A 17,967-nucleotide genomic window follows, 5' to 3' on the forward strand; every position below is an offset into this window, starting at 1 on the left:
GGCTCTAGGACAGGCATGAAACGACCGACATTCACGCTGCTGGCGGCAGCATTGGGGCTAGCCATCGCCATTCCAACCCACGCCGACGAAGGCATGTGGATGCCCTCGCAGCTGCCGTCCATCGCCAAGCCGCTGCGCGAGGCGGGGTTCCAGGGCAACCCGGCCGAGCTGGCCGACCTGACCAAGGCGCCGCTCAATGCGGTGGTGAAGGTGGGCGGGGCCACCGGTTCGTTCATCAGCGACGACGGCCTGGTGCTGACCAACCACCATGTCGCTTTCGGCGTGATCCAGTACAACAGCAACGCCCAGCGCGACCTGATCCAGAACGGTTTCGTCTCGCACGAGCGGGCCGAGGAGCTGCCGGCCAACCCCGATTTCCGCCTGCGCGTGACCACCGGCTTCGACCGGATCAGCGACAAGGTGCTGGCCGCCGCCAAGGGCAAGACGGGGCGCGCCTACTTCGATGCCATCGATGCGATCAGCAAAGCGACGGTGGCCGAGTGCGAGCGCGAGTCCGGCATGCGCTGCAGCGTGGTCAACATGTTCTACGGCCGCGATTTCTACCTGGTGAAGCAGCTCGAGCTGCGCGATCTTCGCCTGGTCTACGCGCCGCCCCGCGCCATCGGCAACTACGGCGACGAAGTGGACAACTTCGTGTGGCCGCGGCACGCGGGCGACTTCACCTTGTTGCGCGCCTATGTGGGCCCCGATGGCAAGCCGGCGGACTACGCCAAGGACAACGTTCCCTATCACCCGCCCGCGCATCTGCAGGTGGCACGGGATGGCGTGAAGGAAGGGGATTTCGTCATGCTGGCCGGTTATCCCGGCATCACCTATCGGCATCGCACGGCGGCCGAATTCGCCGATCAGGTGCAATGGCGCCTGCCCACCACGGTTGAAGTGATGCAGCAGTTGGAACACGTCATCGAGGACACGGGACGCGACGACCGGCAAGCGGCCATCCGCTACGCGTCGCAGCTGCAGTCGCTGAAGAACAACATCAAGCGCTTCCAGGGCGAACTGGATGGACTCAAGCGCAGCGACGCGGTCACCGTTCGCCGCAAGGACGAGGACGCCATGCTGGCATGGCTGGCGGCCCAGCCGCAGGCGAGCAAGCTGCGTCCGCAGATCGACCAGGTCGGCCAGCTCATCGCCGCCGGCAATGCCACGCGCGAGCGCGATCTGCTGCTCGGCATGATGCAAACGCAGACGCAATTGCTGCGCTCGGCCATCGTGTTGCAGCGATTGGCGCACGAACGTGGCCGGCCCGACGCGCAGCGCGAGGCAGGCTACCAGTTGCGTGACGAAGAACTGATCGCGGGCACGCTACGGCAAGTGCAGCGTCGCTACGATCCCGCGGTCGAGAGACGTTTGTTGACCGCCTTGCTCACCCGCTACCAGAAGCTGCCCGACACACAGCGCGTGCCGGAGTTCGATGCCGCGTTCGGCCGCACGTCCGAAGCGTTGTCGCACAAGCTCGAGCAGGTCTACGGCGCCACGCAGCTGGGTGACGAAGCCGCGCGTCTGGGATGGCTGAAAGCCGATCCCGCCACGGTGGCCAAATCGGATGACGCGCTGCTGGTGGTCGCCGCGCAGTTGCAGCCGGCGCTGCTGCGCATGGAAGACGAGCGCAAGTCGCACGAGGGCGATCTGCTGCGGCTACGCCCCGGCTACATGGACGCACTGATTGCCTATCGCCAGAAGCAGGGCCGTGCGGTCTACCCCGACGCCAATGCCACGCTGCGCGTGAGCTACGGCAAGGTGACGCCGCTCAAGGCGCGCGATGCAGTCACCTACGAACCGCTCACCACGACCGCGGGCATCGTCGAGAAGAACACCGGTGCGGTTCCGTTCGATGCGCCCAAGCCGTTGCTCGATGCCATCGCCAAGGGCGACTACGAGGGCTACGCCGAGGCCAAAACCCAGCAGATGCCGGTCGATTTCCTCAGCAACCTGGACACCACCGGCGGCAACTCCGGCTCGCCCGTGCTGAACGCGAAGGGCGAGCTGGTGGGACTCAATTTCGACAGCAACTGGGAAGCGGTGAGCGCGAGCTGGATGTTCGACCCGCGTTACAAGCGCGCCATCCATGTCGACCTGCGTTATATGCGTTGGCTGATGGACAAGGTGTATCCGGCGCCGCAGTTGTTGAAGGAGATGGGTGTGCCGGCTCGCTGAGTCCCCAACCTGTGGGAGCGCACCCTGTGCGCGACAAGCGCCTCCACAGGGCGAGGCCGTCGCGCACAGGGTGCGCTCCCACAGTGAATGTAGAGGGAAGGGTTCACGCCGGTTTCATCGCCCCGGGCGTGCAGTAGCAACTTCTTTCGGGGAGTTGGGGGCGTTATGCAAGCTCACGAGCAAGCGTGTTGCGGCAGCGCGACCGACGGTTCGCGCCGCTCGCTGTTGAAGTCAGCCATCGGCGTGGCCGCCTTTGCCGCGGTGGGCGGCGTACCCTGGCTGCTCCCAGGCCTGGCGCAAGCCGCCGCCCTGAGCAAGGAACAGCGCGATGCGATGACGCCGGATCAGGTCATCGCCATGCTCAAGGAAGGCAACGAGCGCTTCCGTGCCGGCAAGATGCAAGGACACGACTATCTGGCACAGAAGCGGGCCAGTGCCGGCGGGCAGTATCCCGCCGCGGTCATCCTCAGTTGCATCGACTCGCGCGCACCGGCGGAGATCATCCTGGATGCCGGTATCGGCGATACCTTCAACGCGCGCATTGCAGGCAACATCGCCAACGACGATCTGTTGGGAAGCCTCGAGTTCGCCTGTGCGTTGGCCGGCTCCAAGCTCGTGCTGGTGATGGGGCACACGGCGTGCGGCGCCATCAAGGGCGCCATCGACAACGCCAAGCTGGGCAACCTCACCGGCCTGCTCGACAAGATCAAGCCCGCCGTCGCCGCCACCCAGTTCAGCGGCGAACGCACGAGCAAGAACGACGCCTTCGTGGATGCGGTGGCCGCCACCAATGTGCGTCAGACGGTGGAGGATATTCGTCGACGCAGCGACGTGCTTGCCGGCATGGAGAAGGACGGCAAGATCAAGATCGTCGGCTCGATGTACCACCTCGCCGGCGGCAAGGTGGAGTTCTACGCCTAGTCGATCCTTCTGTGGGAGCGCACCCTGTGCGCGACGGCCTCGCCCGGTGGAGACGCTTGTCGCGCACAGGGTGCGCTCCCACAGTGAGTAGTGCCTCGGTTCGCCGCTAGAATGCGTCGATGCCGATCGATCAGCGCCCCCTGGCCGTATTCCTGATGGGCCCGACCGCGTCGGGCAAGACGGCGCTCGCCTGCGCCTTGAGCGAGCAGTTCCCGGTTGATCTGGTGAGCGTCGATTCGGCTCTGGTCTATCGCGGTCTCGATATCGGCGCGGCCAAGCCGGACGCGTCGACGCTGGCGCGCTACCCGCATCGACTGATCGACATTCGCGATCCCGCCCAGCCTTACTCGGCGGCGGATTTCCGCGGCGATGCGATGGCTGCGATGCAGGAAATCACGGCACAGGGCCGCGTGCCGCTGCTGGTCGGCGGCACCGGGCTCTATTTCCGCGCGCTGCAGCAAGGTCTTTCGCAGCTGCCCGAAGCCGATCCGATCCTGCGCGAGCGTTTCACGGCGCAGGCGGCGACCGAAGGATGGCCCGCGCTGCATGCGCGCCTGCAACGCCTGGATCCGGCGGCGGCTGAGCGCATCGGGCCGAACGATGCGCAGCGCATCCAGCGTGCGCTGGAGGTGATCGAGCTCACCGGCCGCCCGTTGTCGGAACAGCAGCGTGGCGGCACCGGCGAGCGCTTCCCGTGGCGCGTGCTCAAGCTGGCGCTGGTTCCTGCGGGTCGCGCTCCATTGCACGAACGCATCGCCCGGCGCTTCGACGGCATGCTGCAGGATGGTTTCCTCGATGAAGTTCGCGCCTTGCGTGCACGCGGCGACCTGCATGCCGATCTCCCCGCCATGCGCGCCGTGGGCTATCGACAGGCGTGGGAGCATCTGGACGGCCAAACGAACGAGGCGGAATTTCGCGATCGCGGCATCTTCGCCACGCGCCAGCTCGCCAAACGCCAGATCACCTGGCTACGCGGCGTGCTCGACGCCCGGATGCTCGATCCAGAGCGTGCTGAGACGCGGAATCTTGCTGAAGAAGGCGTGCGAATGTTCTTGGGCGAGCAATAGTGTGCCGCGCAGTTCTCTAAACGTCTTTTTCACACCTGATGAAAGCGTGCATTTACTCTTTCATCAACGATTTAAAAGTGGTTAATATTCCTCGGCCTTGGACCGGGGCGCGTCACGCGTCTTTTATCCCGGTCCGTCCGTTGCGAGGGGAGAACAAGAAATGTCCAAAGGGCAATCGTTGCAAGATCCGTTTCTCAATGCGCTGCGTCGCGAGCGCGTTCCGGTCGCCATCTACCTGGTCAATGGCATCAAGCTGCAGGGCACGATCGAGTCGTTCGATCAGTTCGTGGTGTTGTTGCGCAACCAAGTGAGCCAGATGGTCTACAAGCATGCCATCTCCACCGTGGTGCCCAGCCGTAACGTCCGCATGGGCAATGGCCATGACGGCCCGGGCGACGCGCCGGGCGGTGCGCCCGAAGCGGAAGGTTGATTCCGCAGGGCGGTCGACCCATCTGAGTAGGGTAGGCGTTGCAAACCGGAATCCTCCGGCGGGCAGCGTATCCACATACACTTCCCACTCCGATTCGTGCCGTGGACCCTTGACGGTCCACGGCACCGCGTCTTCATAAAGGTCCTCCCGCCCTCGTGTTTGATCGTCAAAAGAAAGGCGAACGCGCCATCCTCGTGCTCCCGCATTCCCGCGGCGAGGGCGATTCGGCCAGGCGCGCCGAAGAATTCGCCGAGCTCGTGCACTCGGCCGGTGCCGAGATCCTCGGCAGCATTCCGGCACGCATCGACGTGCCCAACCCGCGTTATTACATAGGTACCGGCAAGGCCGACGAGGTGGCCGAGGCCGCCCGGGCGCTCGAAGCCGACCTGGTTCTGGTCGATCACCTGCTGACCCCCGTGCAGGAGCGCAACCTCGAAAAGCTGCTCAACGTGCGCGTGGTCGACCGCGCCGGCCTGATCCTGGACATCTTCGCCCAGCGCGCCCGTTCGCACGAAGGCAAACTCGAAGTGGAGCTGGCCCAGCTCAAGCACCTCGCCACCCGGCTGGTGCGCGGCTGGACCCATCTGGACGCCCAGCGCGGCGGTGCCATCGGCAACCGAGGCCCGGGCGAAACCCAGCTGGAAACCGACCGTCGCCTGCTCGCCGAGCGGGTGAAGATGCTCACCAAGCGGCTGGAAAAGGTGCAGACCCAGCGCGTCCAACAGCGCCGCGCGAGACTGCGCAACACCGTGCCGAGGGTGGCCTTGGTCGGCTATACCAACGCCGGCAAGTCGACCCTGTTCAACGTGTTGACCGAAGGCGAGGTGTTCGCCGCCGACCTGCTGTTCGCCACGCTGGACCCGACCGTGCGCAAGCTCGACGGCCTGTCCTGCGGCCCGGCCGTGCTGGCCGACACGGTGGGCTTCATCCGCGAGCTGCCGCATGACCTGGTCGCGGCGTTCCGCGGCACCCTGGCCGAGGCGCGCGACGCGGATCTGCTGCTGCATGTGAGCGACGCCGCCGACGAGGAGCGCGAGCGCCTTGCCCGCGTGGTGGACAACGTGCTCGAGGAAATCGATGCCGGCGATCTGCCCCAGCTGCGGGTGATGAACAAGATCGACCTGGCCGGCAGCGAACCGCGCATCGACCGCGATGCCGAGGGCAAGCCCACCACCGTATGGTTGTCGGCCGCGACCGGGCAGGGCCTGGACCTGCTCAAGCAGGCCCTGGGCGAGCTGCTTGGCGGCGCGCGCGTGCAGTCCGAGCTGCGCCTGCCGCATTCGGCAGGACGCCTGCATGCACGCCTGAAGGCCGCCGGGGCCATCGTCGGCGAGGAAGTCGACGAGGAGGGTTGGCGCTTGAACATCGATGCGCCGCGCAGCGTCATCGCGCCGCTCAGCGGGGGCAACGCCACCGAGGCGGCCTTGCTGCAACCGATCCTCGGCACGCCGGAAGAAGCCTTTTAAAAACAGGCCCCGGAGTAACCAAGCCCCTGTGGGAGCGCACCCTGTGCGCGACAGGCGCCCGAGCGGCTCGCGGAAACCATTTGTCGAGATGCCCCTGAGGCGCCTGTCGCGCACAGGGTGCGCTCCCACAAGGATACGCAGCCTTGGGGAGGGAATCGCCGGCTGGCTCTGGTAGAATCGACGGTGTTTGTGCGGCCATCCGTGCCCAGGCACACAGCCACATCAAGCAGTCGACCCTATGTCAAAACCCGTGCAACGCGTTTTCCGGCCCATACAGCCGGCCTCCCAGCGGCCTCAAGGAGACTGACCATGGCCTGGAACGAACCCGGTAATGGGCAACGTGATCCTTGGAACAAGAATCGCCAGCCGGGCAACAAGCCGGGGCTGGACGACGTCCTGAGGCAGCTGCGCAACCGCTTCGGCAAGCTGGGTGGCGGTGCCGGCGGCATCTTCACCATCCTGCTGGCGTTCGTGATCGTGTGGATCGCCATGAGCAGCTTCACCATCGTGGATGCGCGCCAGGCCGGCGTGGTGCTGCGCTTCGGCAAGTACTCGCGCACCCTGCAGCCGGGTTTCCACCTCAAGTTCCCCGGTCCGATCGAAACGGTGACCAAGGTTGGCGCCACCGAGATCCGTTCGGTCTCCGACAAGGTGCGCATGTTGACCAGCGACGAGAACATCATCTCGGTCGACTTCAACGTGCAGTACCAGGTGTCCGATTCGTACAAATACCTGTTCTCGCTCAGCGGCCCGCCGGAAGAGACGCTGCGCCAGGCGGCCGAAGCTGCCGTGCGCACGGTGGTGGGCGCCAACGTGATGGACAACATCCTCACCAGCCAGGGCGAAGTCGACGCCGTGGCGCCCGCGCCTGCCAGCAGCGTGGCCGCCGCCTCGTCCACGGCCGCGCCGGCTGTCGTGCCCGCCGCCGTCAAGGCGCAGACGCGCGACACCTTGCAGCAGCAGACCCGTGAAATCCTGCAGGCCACACTGGACGAATACGACGCCGGCCTGGTGGTGACCGACGTGAGCTTCCAGAACGTGGCCCCGCCGCAGGAAGTGAAGGACGCCTTCGACGACGTCAACGCCGCTCGCGAAGACAAGCAGGGCACCGAAAACAATGCGCGCGCCTACGCCAGCCAGGTCGTGCCTGTAGCGCGCGGCGACGCGTCGCGCATTGCTGCCGAGGCCCAGGGTTACGCCGCCGCCCGCGTGGCCACGGCCACCGGCGATGCCTCGCGCTTCAACCTGATCCTCAAGGAATACAAGGCAGCGCCGGACGTCACCCGCCGCCGCTTGTGGCTGGAAACAGTCGAAGACGTGATGTCGAACAATCCCAAGGTGCTCGATGGTTCCGGCGGCCGCAACATGATCTATCTGCCGCTCGACCGTGCCACCGGCAAGGACATCCAGGGCGTGGGCTCGGTGATGCAATCGGCTGCCGGCAGCGACAGCAACCTCGGCGGCAAGGAGAAGCAGCCATGAAGTTCGCCTCCGCCATCATCGCCGTGCTCGTGGTGCTGCTCGGCTTCAACAGCTTGTTCGTCGTGCACGAAGGACAGACCGCGCTCGTGCTGCAGTTCGGCCGCATCGTGCGCACCGGCGACCAGCCTGGCCTGCACGCGAAGTTGCCGTTCATCCAGCAGGTGATGACGTTCGACAACCGCATCCTTACCCTGGAAGCGCCGCCCGAGCGTTACTTCACCTCCGAGAAGAAGAGCGTCAACGTCGACTTCTACGTGAAGTGGCGCATTGCCGACAACGCTGCCTACTACCGCGCCACCGCCGGCGACGAACTGCAGGCAGCCAATCGCCTCACGCCGATCGTGAAGGATGCGCTGCGCTTCGAGTTCAACGGCCGCACCTTGCAGGAGCTGGTTTCCGCCGGCCGCAAGGACGTCACCGAACGCGTGCGCAAGCAGACCGACGCGGCAGCCCGCAAGAACTTCGGCATTGCCGTGGTCGACGTGCGCATCAAGCGCATCGACCTGCCGGACGAAGTGAGCGAGTCGGTGTACAAGCGCATGCGCGCCGAGCGCACCCAGCTCGCCAACGAATTGCGCTACACCGGTCAGCAGGCCGCCGAAACCATCAAGGCCGACGCCGATCGCCAGGCCCAAGTCGTGAAGGCCGAAGCCGAGCGCGATGCGGCCAAGGTGAAGGGCGAGGGCGATGCGCAGGCCGCGGCGATCTACGCGCAGGCTTATGGGCAGGATCCGGAGTTCTTCGCGTTCTATCGAAGCCTGGCCGCGTACCGTACCTCGTTCAAGGACGGCAAGGGCGTGCTGGTGCTGAGGCCCGATTCGGAATTCCTGAAGTATTTCAGCGACGGCGCATCGTCCAAGCATTGAGTGGTAACGGACGATGTCGAGGGAGCTGGCCGGCGCGTTGTGCCTGGTGTTGGTGATCGAGGGGCTGGTGTTGTTTGCCGCGCCGCGCGGGTGGCAAGCCACCATGCGCGAGGCAGCCAACATGAGCCCGCGCGCGCTGCGGCTGTTCGGCGCGGCCGCCATCGGCATCGGCCTGGTGGCGCTGCAGTGGGTGCATTGAATTAACGCGGCGATGGGCCGTTCAACCCATCGAGTTTTTCCAGCGAAGCTTCATCGTCGTTCGCGCAAACGCTTCACCCCGGCGACGTTCACGGCGCTGGACGCCGAACGAAACAATCAGGGCTTCCATCCGTTTCGCGGCCTTTGGCCATCCGCATTCTTCAAATTGACGAGAGCATCATCATCATGGGCAAGTCAGTAGTCATCCTTGGTGCGCAGTGGGGCGACGAAGGCAAGGGCAAGATCGTCGACCTGCTGACCGAACAGGTCAGCGCCGTCGCGCGCTTCCAGGGCGGTCACAACGCCGGCCACACGCTGGTCATCGGCGGCAAGAAGACCGTGCTGCATCTGATTCCGTCGGGCATCCTGCGCGACGACGCGCTGTGCCTGATCGGCAACGGCGTGGTGCTGTCGCCGCAGGCGCTCAAGCAGGAAATCGAAGAGCTGGAAGCGCAGGGCGTGGAAGTGCGTTCGCGCCTCAAGATCAGCCCGGCCACGCCGCTGATCATGCCGTACCACATCGCCGTCGATAAGGCGCGCGAAATCGCCGCCGGCAAGAGCGCCATCGGCACCACCGGCCGCGGCATCGGCCCGGCGTACGAAGACAAGGTGGCTCGCCGCAGCGTGCGCGTGGCCGACCTGATGTACCCGCACGAGCTGCCGGAGAAGATCAAGGCCGCCGTCGAATACCACAACTTCATCCTCACCCAGTGGCTGAAGGCCGAGCCGGTCGACTTCCAGACCGTGCTGGACGATGCGCTGGCCTATGGCGAATTCATTCGCCCGATGGTCGACGACGTCGCCACCATCCTGCACGACGTGCGCAAGGAAGGCGGTCACATCCTGTATGAAGGCGCGCAGGGTGCGCTGCTCGACATCGACCACGGCACCTATCCGTACGTGACCTCGTCCAACACCACCGTGGGCGGCGCACTGGCCGGCACCGGCGTGGGCGCGGGCGACATCGACTACGTGCTGGGCATCTGCAAGGCGTACGCCACGCGCGTGGGCGGCGGTCCGTTCCCGACCGAGCTCAACGACGAGATGGGCGAGCGCCTGCGCAAGGTCGGCAACGAGTTCGGCGCCAGCACCGGCCGTCCGCGCCGCTGCGGCTGGATCGACCTCGTCGCGCTCAAGCGCGCCGTGCAGATCAACGGCATCAACGGCCTGGCCATCACCAAGCTCGACGTGCTCGACGGCCTGCCGTCCATCAAGGTCTGCATCGCCTACGAATACCGCGGCAAGCGCCGCGAACTGGCTCCGCTCGACGCGGACGGCTGGGACGAGTGCAAGCCGGTCTACCTGGAATTCCCGGGCTGGGACGAATCCACTGCCGGTATCCGCGAGTGGGACAAGCTGCCCGCTGCGGCTCGTGCTTATCTGCGTGCGGTGGAGGAGCTGTCGGGCTGCAAGCTGTCGCTGGTTGCCACGGGTGCGGATCGTGATGACACGATCGTGTTGGACGACCCGTTCGCCTGATTGATTGGCACGTAGGTAATACAAACAAAAAGGCCTCGCGGAAGCGGGGCCTTTTTTGTTTGTCCTGCGAGCCATACCGATCGCCGACCGTATCGCGATAACTCAGGCGCACTCAGTTGCGAGGGCAGCCAGCGTCCTCTTGCTCGCCGTCTTCGCCTTCCGCATCGTCTGCGGCTTGCAGCGCAAACATCCGGCCGTCCGTCATCTTCAACTCGCCCTCGTCGATCTGCTCGTTGTCGGCATCGACCGTGGTGAATACGGCGGTGACCAGTCCGGAGCCGGCAGGTCCTCGGATGCGGAAAGCGAATGAATCCTCGCGAGGATCGCTATTGGTGCGTGTGAAGTCGAGCGAAGCGCTTTCTATAGGGCCGATACAGCGCTGGATGATCGGCTGTTCGTTCATCGCTGCGACCGCCTGATCGGAGAACTCGCCCCAGCCGAACTTGAAGAACAGAAACGTCGCTACGCCTATCAGCAGCCCGAATCCGCATAGCACGCCAATAAGAATTCCTGCCCATAAGGGAAGGCGGCGCTTGCTCGCTGGCGGCGTGCGTTGGGGAATGGGCGGAGGTTCGGGAAAGGGTGCGGGTCCGAGCATGGCTAGGCTGTCCTTGCAGGCATTGAAATGGGACTGGCATATCGCGCCGGCTGTCGACAGCGATCGGCAAGTTGCAGCCTAGCAATGCATGCCATGCGTTGGGCAGTGGATTTCTCTTAAAGTGCGCCGGGCACGACCATGACGATCGATCCGTCGGATATTTGCTAATCGAAGCGCATTCGAGGGTACGGATGTCGAGGTGAGATCGGCCGGCCTGTGCGGCCCGCCACAGGCGACCGTTATCGCCCCAAAGCCCTCAAGAATTGCCTGATGTACTGCAGGGGCGTGGCGAGAAATGAGTGAGACGACCAAGTCACTGGGCGGTTAGCGCTTTCCACTGCACCTCCATTGATTGATCCCAGCTATCACCTTTCGATCAAGTTGACTCAACACCTCTGGTGACATGTTTTCTGAGCGAAAGGAATATTCAACGGCATAGTCACTAGCCAGTACTGCGCGACGGCACTTCAGTCCCGCAGGCCATGACCTGTCGCCAGGGAGCGGTTTACTCTCGGCGCGGCAACTTGCGAGTAAGACATCGTCGTTAGAAAGTTGAAGCACGTCCCCTTGCTCGCCCCAGACAGTATGGCTCCAGACATCCCACTGCATGCCGCGATGAACGACGAGTGCGTCGTTCTTGTCGGATTTTTGCATTTCGGTGGAAGGGGAGAGCGTTTCGCTCTTTAGCGTTGACTTGACGCCGAAATCAGACCACTTCTGTGAACGAAACGCGGAACGCTGTTCAACGACACCGCCGCCAATTGATGCGGGAAATGGGCATTGCTCTGCGTGTTGACCTGTCGCATCTTCGCAACCAGCAAATGCGAAGCCCTTCGGTGCCCAGGCGGGGTCATCGGGAACCCATGGCACACTTCGAACCTTCTGGCTCTCTGGCACACAGAAATCGCTGCTGACGCCGTCAAGTCGGTATCGCTCTGAAGACGAGCAGCCACTCGCGAGCATGACTGCGACAACGACGATTAACTTTCGCATTCTTGGCCTCATCAGTGCATGCAGGGACTCGCACCACTCATAGCGATCATCCAATAACCCGGATGATTCTGCCGAAAAAGTGCCAGGGACAATCTCATGGAAAAAGTGCCATGGAAAAAGTGCCAGGGACAATTTCATGAGTCTGCGTGCGCGTTTTTAAGCGCGCACTGCCTTCAGATCCTCTAATGGAATGGTGCTGACATTCGATCGGCTTGGCGCCGTCACGCACCACCTCGCCCAAGTGGACACTCATCTCGCCGATCCCTGACAGACGATGCCAACCCTGCTTGTTAGGGTCAGTCGGTCACTCGCGCTGTCGTGTTGCACGGTTTCGCGGATGACCATGACCACCAGGTCATGAGGCGCGGGCCGTGAGTGCTAGTAACACCCACGACCCGCTAACCATCACCAACTTAACGAGAGTTGATCATGGCTATCCGCGATCATACGGTACGCATTCGCTCGTCCGTTCCCCCTGACGACACCCTCACTCCTCCGCTTGGCGGCCCGTCATCCACTGCTGCGGCGTGGCCCGAAACTCTGCATCAAGGCACTCGCGGTGACATCGCTTTGGCGGTGCTCGCCCTCACGCGCCTGCGTGTCGACAGCGAGCAATGCCGCCACGCGCAAGCGCGGGGATTCCCCGGCAGAGCGCTGCCATGGCCGCTTCCCGTGGCCGTCACCGCCAGCTTGGGCACCGCCATCCACTGCCTCCAGCAGTACGCCCGCCTGCTCGGTGACGAGCCTCGAGTGAACACCACACGCCTCCGATGATCGCCGTTACGGCGCATCGGCCGGCAGGGCGATGCGCCACCCTCAGGCGATCACCGACGAAGCTGCCAAGCATTCACTGACACGGAGCGCTGTAAGCGCCTATCCGCTCTGCGGCCGTGTCCGACAGGGAGGAACCACCATGGAACTGATCCAACTCACCCCGCACTCGGAAGTCGACCCCTCGCAACCCCTGCGAGCCCCTGGCGACATCCTGCTGCACGCCTACCTCATCCCCAACGCACTCAACCCCGCCCAACTCGCCCGTCGCACCGGCATACCCGCCCACCACATCAAAGCCCTCATCGCCGACACCCACCCCATCACCCCCAAGAACGCCCTCCGCCTTTCCCTCACCTTCGACACCACCGCCTTTTACTGGCTGGCACTTCAGGCGCGGTACGATTTGGAAAGGGCGAAGCCCGTGGTCTGCGCCTATCGTCCGCTCGTTGACTAGGCGAGTAGCGAAAAGGGAAAGCAGGGGTGAGGAAACAGGGAGGGGCCGAGTGGACCAGAAATCAGGAATGGTCCAACCTGTTCCCGTTATCCGTGTCCGAGAAATCGGGGGTAGTCCAGAAATCAGGGGTGATCCAACCTGAACCCGTTCTTCCGGACCCCGTTCTTCGTTCTTGGGTTTTCCTAAAGCGCGAGAAGGTTCCGCGCCGTCGGTGAATCCATCAGCAAATCCTCACCGAGGCGCTGAGCAAGCCTAACCACATCATCAGTCCATCCGGGAGCATCACCCTTGGGAAGTTCTAGCTCGGTATAAAGAACTTTCTCTCCATCTGGCATGACGCGAAAAAGGCGCACGCATCGTTTATCTGGATCAATAGTTACTAGGTGGTCGTGAGCTGAGTTCATCGTTAGTTATTCCAAGTATTCAATGGGGGAATTGGCGCACCTCTCAAGCAAGCCGCGTAACGCTCCGATGCTGACGCATGACACGCTGCTCCAGCGGCTGCACCTCGCCTGCGCGATATGCCATTGCACGTCTGCGTATCGGTTGCATAGAGCGCATTGCATTTACTCTCATCGCCGCGTGGGCACTGCCCCGGAGGTGGATTCGGTTCATCCGCACATGAATCTGCCGTACTACGCGGAATGATGCACCCGGCAATTACGCATGCTGCACCAGAGAACGGGTTTGAGCCACAGAAGGTGGCGACCGCCGACATAACTCCAACGGGGCTCGGCACACGCGGCCCTGTAATCGGATCGGTGATTGGCACCGGACGTACACCGGGACTCATTGGCCCAGGCGAAGCAACTGGAACCGCAAACCCACCTTGTTGCGCAGTGGTTGCTTGTTGACCATCGGGATCGAAGTACAGCAACGGGTTGTTCAACCCGTAGACGTACAGTCCCATACCGCCATTGATGCCCGACGGATCAGGCTGCGGAAACTGTCCCGTCGTCGATTCGTAGTAGCGCGCGCCGTTGTAATTGAGGCCCGTCTCCACATCGAAGTACTGGCCGGGGAACCGCAGATTGTAGGAGTAGCCACTCGCACTTGAGGGCTGCTGCTCACCAAAGGCATTCCCTTGGTAGGCGAGCTGCCAGACAGAAGCCCCTGTTGCGTCCGCGACCGCTCTGGGCGTACTGAGTCCGTCAGCATGCACGTAGTTCACCGTGCTGACACCGCTGGTCGTGTCCACCACGGCGACAGGCAGATCACCGAGCCAAATATAGTCACGCGCGGTGCTACCGTACTCGCCAACTAGCTGACTGGCTTCGTCGTACGCAAAACGCTGGCTGCCAGCGGCAGGGAACGTCACCACCTTCGCCGTACGCTGCCCCAGCGCGTTGTACGTATACGTTCCCACCGTGCTGCCATCTCGCTGCACGACTGTCATGCGGTTACGACCGTTGTAGCCGTAACCAAACGTGCTGCCGCCGATCGCGCTGCCCGTGGTATTGCCATCGGCGTCATAAGCGCGCGAGGCGTTGCCGATGCTGGCCAGGTGATGTGTTCCGGTCTGATAGGTGTAGACGCCTGTTGCAAGGCCGCTGGCAGTCTTGCTCAAACGGTCGCCGGACTTTCTGTACGTATAGGCCTCTTCGACATTGCCGCTGCCATCGGTCAAGTCGGTGAGGCGATACAGCGGGTCGTAGCTGTAGGACTCCGTGGCTGGATTGGCCCCAGGGGCATTGCCCAGGGCGGTGATGTTGCCCATCGCGTCGCGGGCGAAATGCAGGTTCAGTGCCGGGCTTACGACGTCGGTGAGGGCGTAGTTGGCGTCGTAGGTGCGGGTGATGGTTTGGCCGTTGCCCAGCGTGTAGCTGGCGATGGGGCCGAAGGGTAGGTAGCTGATGGCGGTGACTACGTTGCCGGCCCCCGCACCGCTGGTGCCTGGGGGCAGGGCGGTGACGCCGCTGATGCGGCCGGCCGCGTCGCGGCTGTACTGGATGGACGTGCCGGCTGGGGTCACCGTGCTGGCGAGGCGGTCGGCCAGGGTGTAGCCGTAGGTAGTGACGTCGGTGACGGTGCCCTGCGTCTGGCTCTTGCGCGTGACGTTGCCGTGCGCGTCGTAGCAGTACACGGTGGTGACGGCCGTTTCGATGATGCGGGTGAGGTGACCGATCGGATACGAGGCCGGACAGCCCGTGACGCTATTGGGCTCGTCGTAGCCATAGGCCACGTTGAGCGTGCCATCGGCATAGGTGGTGGCGGTGCGACGGTTGAGCGCGTCGTAGGTGCTGTTGCTTACCACGCCCTTGGCGTCCGTGCGCTGCGTGACATTGCCCGCTGCATCGTAGACGTAAGCGGTGCCGCCCGTGTCGGGGCTCTGCACGCCGGTCGCGTTGCCCAAGCCGTCGTAGCTGTAGGTGGTGTTGAGCCCATCCGGATCGCCCACGCCTTCCAGGCGATCATTGGCGTCGTAGGCAAACACGCTTTGCGTGTTCTGCGTGGCGGTATCGGTGCCGTTGTAGTTGTCGATGGTGCTGATCAGGCGGTTCAGCCCGTCATAGCCCTGTTTGCGCTGCACGCCCAGCGCGTCGGCGGTGTGCATCAGGTTGCCGTTGGCGTCGTAGCTGTCGCTGTAGCGGGCGTTGAAGACGGCGTGGCTAAGGCCGTCGGTGATCTGAGTGAGCTGGCCAAGCGTGTTGTACGTGCGCGAGAGCGTGCGACGCACCGTGCCGCTGGGATCGAAGGTCTGTTCCTGCGTCTTGTTGCCCGCCGCATCCAACGTGTAGTGGATGCGGTCGCCTAAAGCATCGCTGATGTCGGTGAGGCGATGGGCGGCGTCGTAGGTGTAGTTGACCGCGACACCGTCGGCGTCCGTGATCGAGGCCACCGAACCGTAGGGCGTATAGCCTATGGTGGTCACCGCATCGCCGGAGGAAGGCGTGCCATTGCTGTTGGCGTGCACGGTGCGCGTGAGCAGCCAACCGCGTGGACTATAGGTGCGATCGGTGATCACACCATTGGCATCAGACTGACGCACCACGCGGCCGTTCTTGTCGTAGACGCTGTAGGTGGTGACCTGGCCGAGCGCGTTGGTCACTTGGTAGAGATCACCTGCTCGATGACAGGCGCCGCCCGGCGTGCCGCAGCCGGATTCGTCGGTGGCGAGGTAGTAGCTGTAGCTGGTGGCATCCGAGACGTCGGTGCGCGGGCCATCGACCGAAAGCGGCAGGCCGATGAGGGGGCATTGCGTGGTGTCGACGGCGGTGCAGTAGGTGTAGCGCGATTGGCGCACGCCGGCGGGAGCGTTGGCGCTGCTGCCGCAGGTGTAACTGGTGGCGCCGGTGACTAATGGATCAGCAGAGCAACGCGCGGTGGCTTGGCCGAAGGTGTTGTAGATCCACGCGTCGTAGGCGACGGTGGTGCCATTGTTGTCGAGGACGGTACGGGTCAGCGGAACGCGGAGGGTGGTGTTCCAGGTGAAGTTCGTGGTGCGTTGGTTGCTCGTGCCCTGGGCATCAATCTGCTGCGTCAACAAACCTGCACTGCTGTAACTGGTCGTCGTGATATTGCCGTTGAAATCCGTAGCGCTCGCCGGATAACCGTTCGTATCGAATGTCTGTGCCTGATAGGGCTGACCACAAGCCTGACCACAAAACGCACTTGCCGCACTGACTTTCATCGTGCCGACCGAATTGGAGAAGCTAAGCGTGCTCGTTACGCCGGTCGGATAGGTCACGGTGGCGCTCAGGCCATTGGGGGCGTAGCTGATCGTATTCAGCTCCGCCCCCAAACCATGTTGAGAGGACGTGGCACGCCCATTGGCCTGATACGTAAATGTCGCAAACCGGCCGCTGCCCTCGTCGACGATGCCCGTGAGCTTGCCTTGATTGCTGCCGGCAACGCTGTAAGCGCTCTCGTCGTAGAGATACTGCCTGACACTCCCGTCCGGATAAGTCACCGTGCTCAGGTAGTTATTTGCGTTGTAGGCGTAGCCAACGGTCCGGGCGTCAGGCAACGTAATCGAGACGATGCGGAGTTGATCGTCGTATCCGATGGTCGATACTCGCCCCGTCGTATCCGTGAGTGTCCGAAGCAGCGTGGCCGGCAGCGGATTGCCGGCAGATGATAGTTCCCCGCCGATTGTGTAGCCCAGAGTCACCAGAGTTCGATTGCCATCAGCAATCGAGATCAACGCCCCTGTCGGCGAGTAGTTTTCATAAAGCTGTGTTTCAGCCACGTGAAGCGTCCAGCCCGCCACTGCACCGCTGATGTTGTCAATTTCGGTTAGCGTATCGGCGATATCACTATCGGCTATCCACGCGCCATTGACCTTCTTGAAGGTCAATTCACGGCCGGACTCGCGCGCTACGACCGCACTGCTTCCGTTGCTATTGCTAAGGGCCAAGATGGTACGGTCGTACCCCGAGAGCCACGAAGCTCCAAGGTTGGACGCACGCACTTGATTGTCACTGTTGTAGTAGCGAGTGATTGAGACGTTGCCATAGGCAGCGTCGGATTCAGGCTGATATTTGTTGCCCGTCCCAACATTGATCGGATTGCCAACTTTCACGCGGCTCGCGACGGTATCGCAGCCGCATCCTTCGTTTTTAACGGGAACATAAGGTACGCATGTCGCGCTCATCGGCGTGCACATGCTCACAATAGGAAAATAGAGATATAGGGGCGTCCCCATGAGCCCGTTGCAACCTGTCGTTCCGGGACTCGGATTTCTGACGCAGTACGCCTGCATAGGCGTAACGGTATTAATGTTCCATGGGAAGCATGCCAGCTGGACGAGCTTATAGGTGCTGGGGTTTTTGGAGTAGCTGTTTTGGCTGTTTGACCAAGACATATCACCCCAACAGGCCGCCAATGCGGCGGCGCGGCTGGGATAGGTCATCGTAGGATAGGGTGGGGAGCCTTGAGCCAATGCTTCGTTGTCTCTACTAGCCAACCATACACAGCACAAGATCGCCACTAGCATGGCGATGCGCAGAAACTTCATGCATTTCCCCTGTATGGCTTCCAAACTGTCTTCGCGTTCTTCTGAGCGTAATCACTGGCGTTCTATCAAATTTAGTTGCGCTTCCACTAGCTTGGTTGCGTGAA

The 17,967-nt window shown here is 63.0% G+C and carries 14 protein-coding genes; 11 read left to right on the forward strand and 3 right to left on the reverse strand.

Annotated features, from left to right (window positions below):
* Positions 1–15: 15 nt before the first annotated feature.
* The 9 genes from ISP20_RS02460 (at position 16) to ISP20_RS02500 (ending at position 10,087) form a co-directional block, all read left to right on the forward strand.
* Entirely contained in the window at positions 16–2,178 is a 2,163-nt protein-coding gene (locus tag ISP20_RS02460) for a S46 family peptidase (protein ID WP_204634468.1), read from the forward strand.
* Between the two features lie 165 nt (positions 2,179–2,343).
* The gene (locus ISP20_RS02465; RefSeq protein WP_204634469.1) at positions 2,344–3,099 is read left to right on the forward strand and encodes a carbonic anhydrase family protein; all 756 of its coding nucleotides are present in this window, start codon (positions 2,344–2,346) and stop codon (positions 3,097–3,099) included.
* Positions 3,100–3,218: 119 nt separating this feature from the next.
* Positions 3,219–4,166 (forward strand): tRNA (adenosine(37)-N6)-dimethylallyltransferase MiaA, encoded by a 948-nt coding sequence (miaA, locus tag ISP20_RS02470; protein WP_204634470.1) that lies wholly within the window; start codon positions 3,219–3,221, stop codon positions 4,164–4,166.
* Positions 4,167–4,326: 160 nt separating this feature from the next.
* The gene (gene hfq, locus ISP20_RS02475) at positions 4,327–4,596 is read left to right on the forward strand and encodes an RNA chaperone Hfq (protein ID WP_204634471.1); all 270 of its coding nucleotides are present in this window, start codon (positions 4,327–4,329) and stop codon (positions 4,594–4,596) included.
* A gap of 155 nt (positions 4,597–4,751) precedes the next feature.
* Complete coding sequence (gene hflX / locus ISP20_RS02480; RefSeq protein WP_204634472.1) at positions 4,752–6,062, forward strand: ribosome rescue GTPase HflX; 1,311 nt, start codon at positions 4,752–4,754, stop codon at positions 6,060–6,062.
* A gap of 309 nt (positions 6,063–6,371) precedes the next feature.
* Positions 6,372–7,544, forward strand: coding sequence for an FtsH protease activity modulator HflK (gene hflK / locus ISP20_RS02485; protein ID WP_204634473.1), 1,173 nt, complete (start codon positions 6,372–6,374; stop codon positions 7,542–7,544).
* A complete protein-coding gene (gene hflC, locus ISP20_RS02490) occupies positions 7,541–8,410 on the forward strand; it encodes a protease modulator HflC (RefSeq protein WP_204634474.1) in 870 nt (289 codons plus the stop codon). Before hflK ends, hflC begins: the two co-directional genes overlap by 4 nt.
* A 13-nt stretch (positions 8,411–8,423) precedes the next feature.
* A complete protein-coding gene (locus tag ISP20_RS02495) occupies positions 8,424–8,609 on the forward strand; it encodes a DUF2065 domain-containing protein (RefSeq protein WP_204634475.1) in 186 nt (61 codons plus the stop codon).
* A gap of 185 nt (positions 8,610–8,794) precedes the next feature.
* The gene (locus ISP20_RS02500) at positions 8,795–10,087 is read left to right on the forward strand and encodes an adenylosuccinate synthase (RefSeq protein WP_204634476.1); all 1,293 of its coding nucleotides are present in this window, start codon (positions 8,795–8,797) and stop codon (positions 10,085–10,087) included.
* 112 nt (positions 10,088–10,199) lie between these two features.
* On the opposite strand, the gene ISP20_RS02505 is transcribed toward ISP20_RS02500, so the two are convergent.
* Together ISP20_RS02505 and ISP20_RS02510 are read right to left on the reverse strand one after the other, a co-directional pair.
* On the reverse strand, positions 10,200–10,685 hold the full coding sequence (locus ISP20_RS02505; RefSeq protein ID WP_204634477.1) for a hypothetical protein: 486 nt from the start codon (positions 10,683–10,685) through the stop codon (positions 10,200–10,202).
* Between the two features lie 324 nt (positions 10,686–11,009).
* The gene (locus ISP20_RS02510; RefSeq protein WP_204634478.1) at positions 11,010–11,816 is read right to left on the reverse strand and encodes a hypothetical protein; all 807 of its coding nucleotides are present in this window, start codon (positions 11,814–11,816) and stop codon (positions 11,010–11,012) included.
* 291 nt (positions 11,817–12,107) lie between these two features.
* Here ISP20_RS02510 and ISP20_RS02515 point away from each other — a divergent pair, with 291 nt between their 5' ends.
* Positions 12,108–12,452: a hypothetical protein gene (locus tag ISP20_RS02515; RefSeq protein WP_204634479.1), complete on the forward strand. Its 345-nt coding sequence runs from the start codon at positions 12,108–12,110 to the stop codon at positions 12,450–12,452.
* A gap of 139 nt (positions 12,453–12,591) precedes the next feature.
* Positions 12,592–12,906: a HigA family addiction module antitoxin gene (locus ISP20_RS02520; RefSeq protein ID WP_204634480.1), complete on the forward strand. Its 315-nt coding sequence runs from the start codon at positions 12,592–12,594 to the stop codon at positions 12,904–12,906.
* A 406-nt stretch (positions 12,907–13,312) separates the two neighbouring features.
* Here the strand turns inward: ISP20_RS02520 and ISP20_RS02525 are convergent, their stop codons facing one another.
* Positions 13,313–17,863: an RHS repeat-associated core domain-containing protein gene (locus ISP20_RS02525; RefSeq protein WP_204634481.1), complete on the reverse strand. Its 4,551-nt coding sequence runs from the start codon at positions 17,861–17,863 to the stop codon at positions 13,313–13,315.
* Between the last annotated feature and the right edge of the window lie 104 nt (positions 17,864–17,967).

This window comes from Dyella kyungheensis (genome assembly GCF_016905005.1).
GTDB classification, from domain to species: Bacteria; Pseudomonadota; Gammaproteobacteria; order Xanthomonadales; family Rhodanobacteraceae; genus Dyella; species Dyella kyungheensis.

Bases quoted from the DNA above. Each gene is read 5' to 3' on its own strand.
- ISP20_RS02500 (WP_204634476.1), top strand. From the start codon at position 8,795: ATGGGCAAGTCAGTAGTCATCCTTGGTGCGCAGTGGGGCGACGAAGGC.
- hfq (WP_204634471.1), top strand. From the start codon at position 4,327: ATGTCCAAAGGGCAATCGTTGCAAGATCCGTTTCTCAATGCGCTGCGT.
- hflC (WP_204634474.1), top strand. From the start codon at position 7,541: ATGAAGTTCGCCTCCGCCATCATCGCCGTGCTCGTGGTGCTGCTCGGC.
- ISP20_RS02515 (WP_204634479.1), top strand. From the start codon at position 12,108: ATGGCTATCCGCGATCATACGGTACGCATTCGCTCGTCCGTTCCCCCT.
- ISP20_RS02460 (WP_204634468.1), top strand. From the start codon at position 16: ATGAAACGACCGACATTCACGCTGCTGGCGGCAGCATTGGGGCTAGCC.
- ISP20_RS02520 (WP_204634480.1), top strand. From the start codon at position 12,592: ATGGAACTGATCCAACTCACCCCGCACTCGGAAGTCGACCCCTCGCAA.
- ISP20_RS02510 (WP_204634478.1), bottom strand. From the start codon at position 11,816: ATGAAATTGTCCCTGGCACTTTTTCCATGGCACTTTTTCCATGAGATT.
- ISP20_RS02525 (WP_204634481.1), bottom strand. From the start codon at position 17,863: ATGAAGTTTCTGCGCATCGCCATGCTAGTGGCGATCTTGTGCTGTGTA.
- hflK (WP_204634473.1), top strand. From the start codon at position 6,372: ATGGCCTGGAACGAACCCGGTAATGGGCAACGTGATCCTTGGAACAAG.
- ISP20_RS02505 (WP_204634477.1), bottom strand. From the start codon at position 10,685: ATGCTCGGACCCGCACCCTTTCCCGAACCTCCGCCCATTCCCCAACGC.
- miaA (WP_204634470.1), top strand. From the start codon at position 3,219: ATGCCGATCGATCAGCGCCCCCTGGCCGTATTCCTGATGGGCCCGACC.
- ISP20_RS02465 (WP_204634469.1), top strand. From the start codon at position 2,344: ATGCAAGCTCACGAGCAAGCGTGTTGCGGCAGCGCGACCGACGGTTCG.
- ISP20_RS02495 (WP_204634475.1), top strand. From the start codon at position 8,424: ATGTCGAGGGAGCTGGCCGGCGCGTTGTGCCTGGTGTTGGTGATCGAG.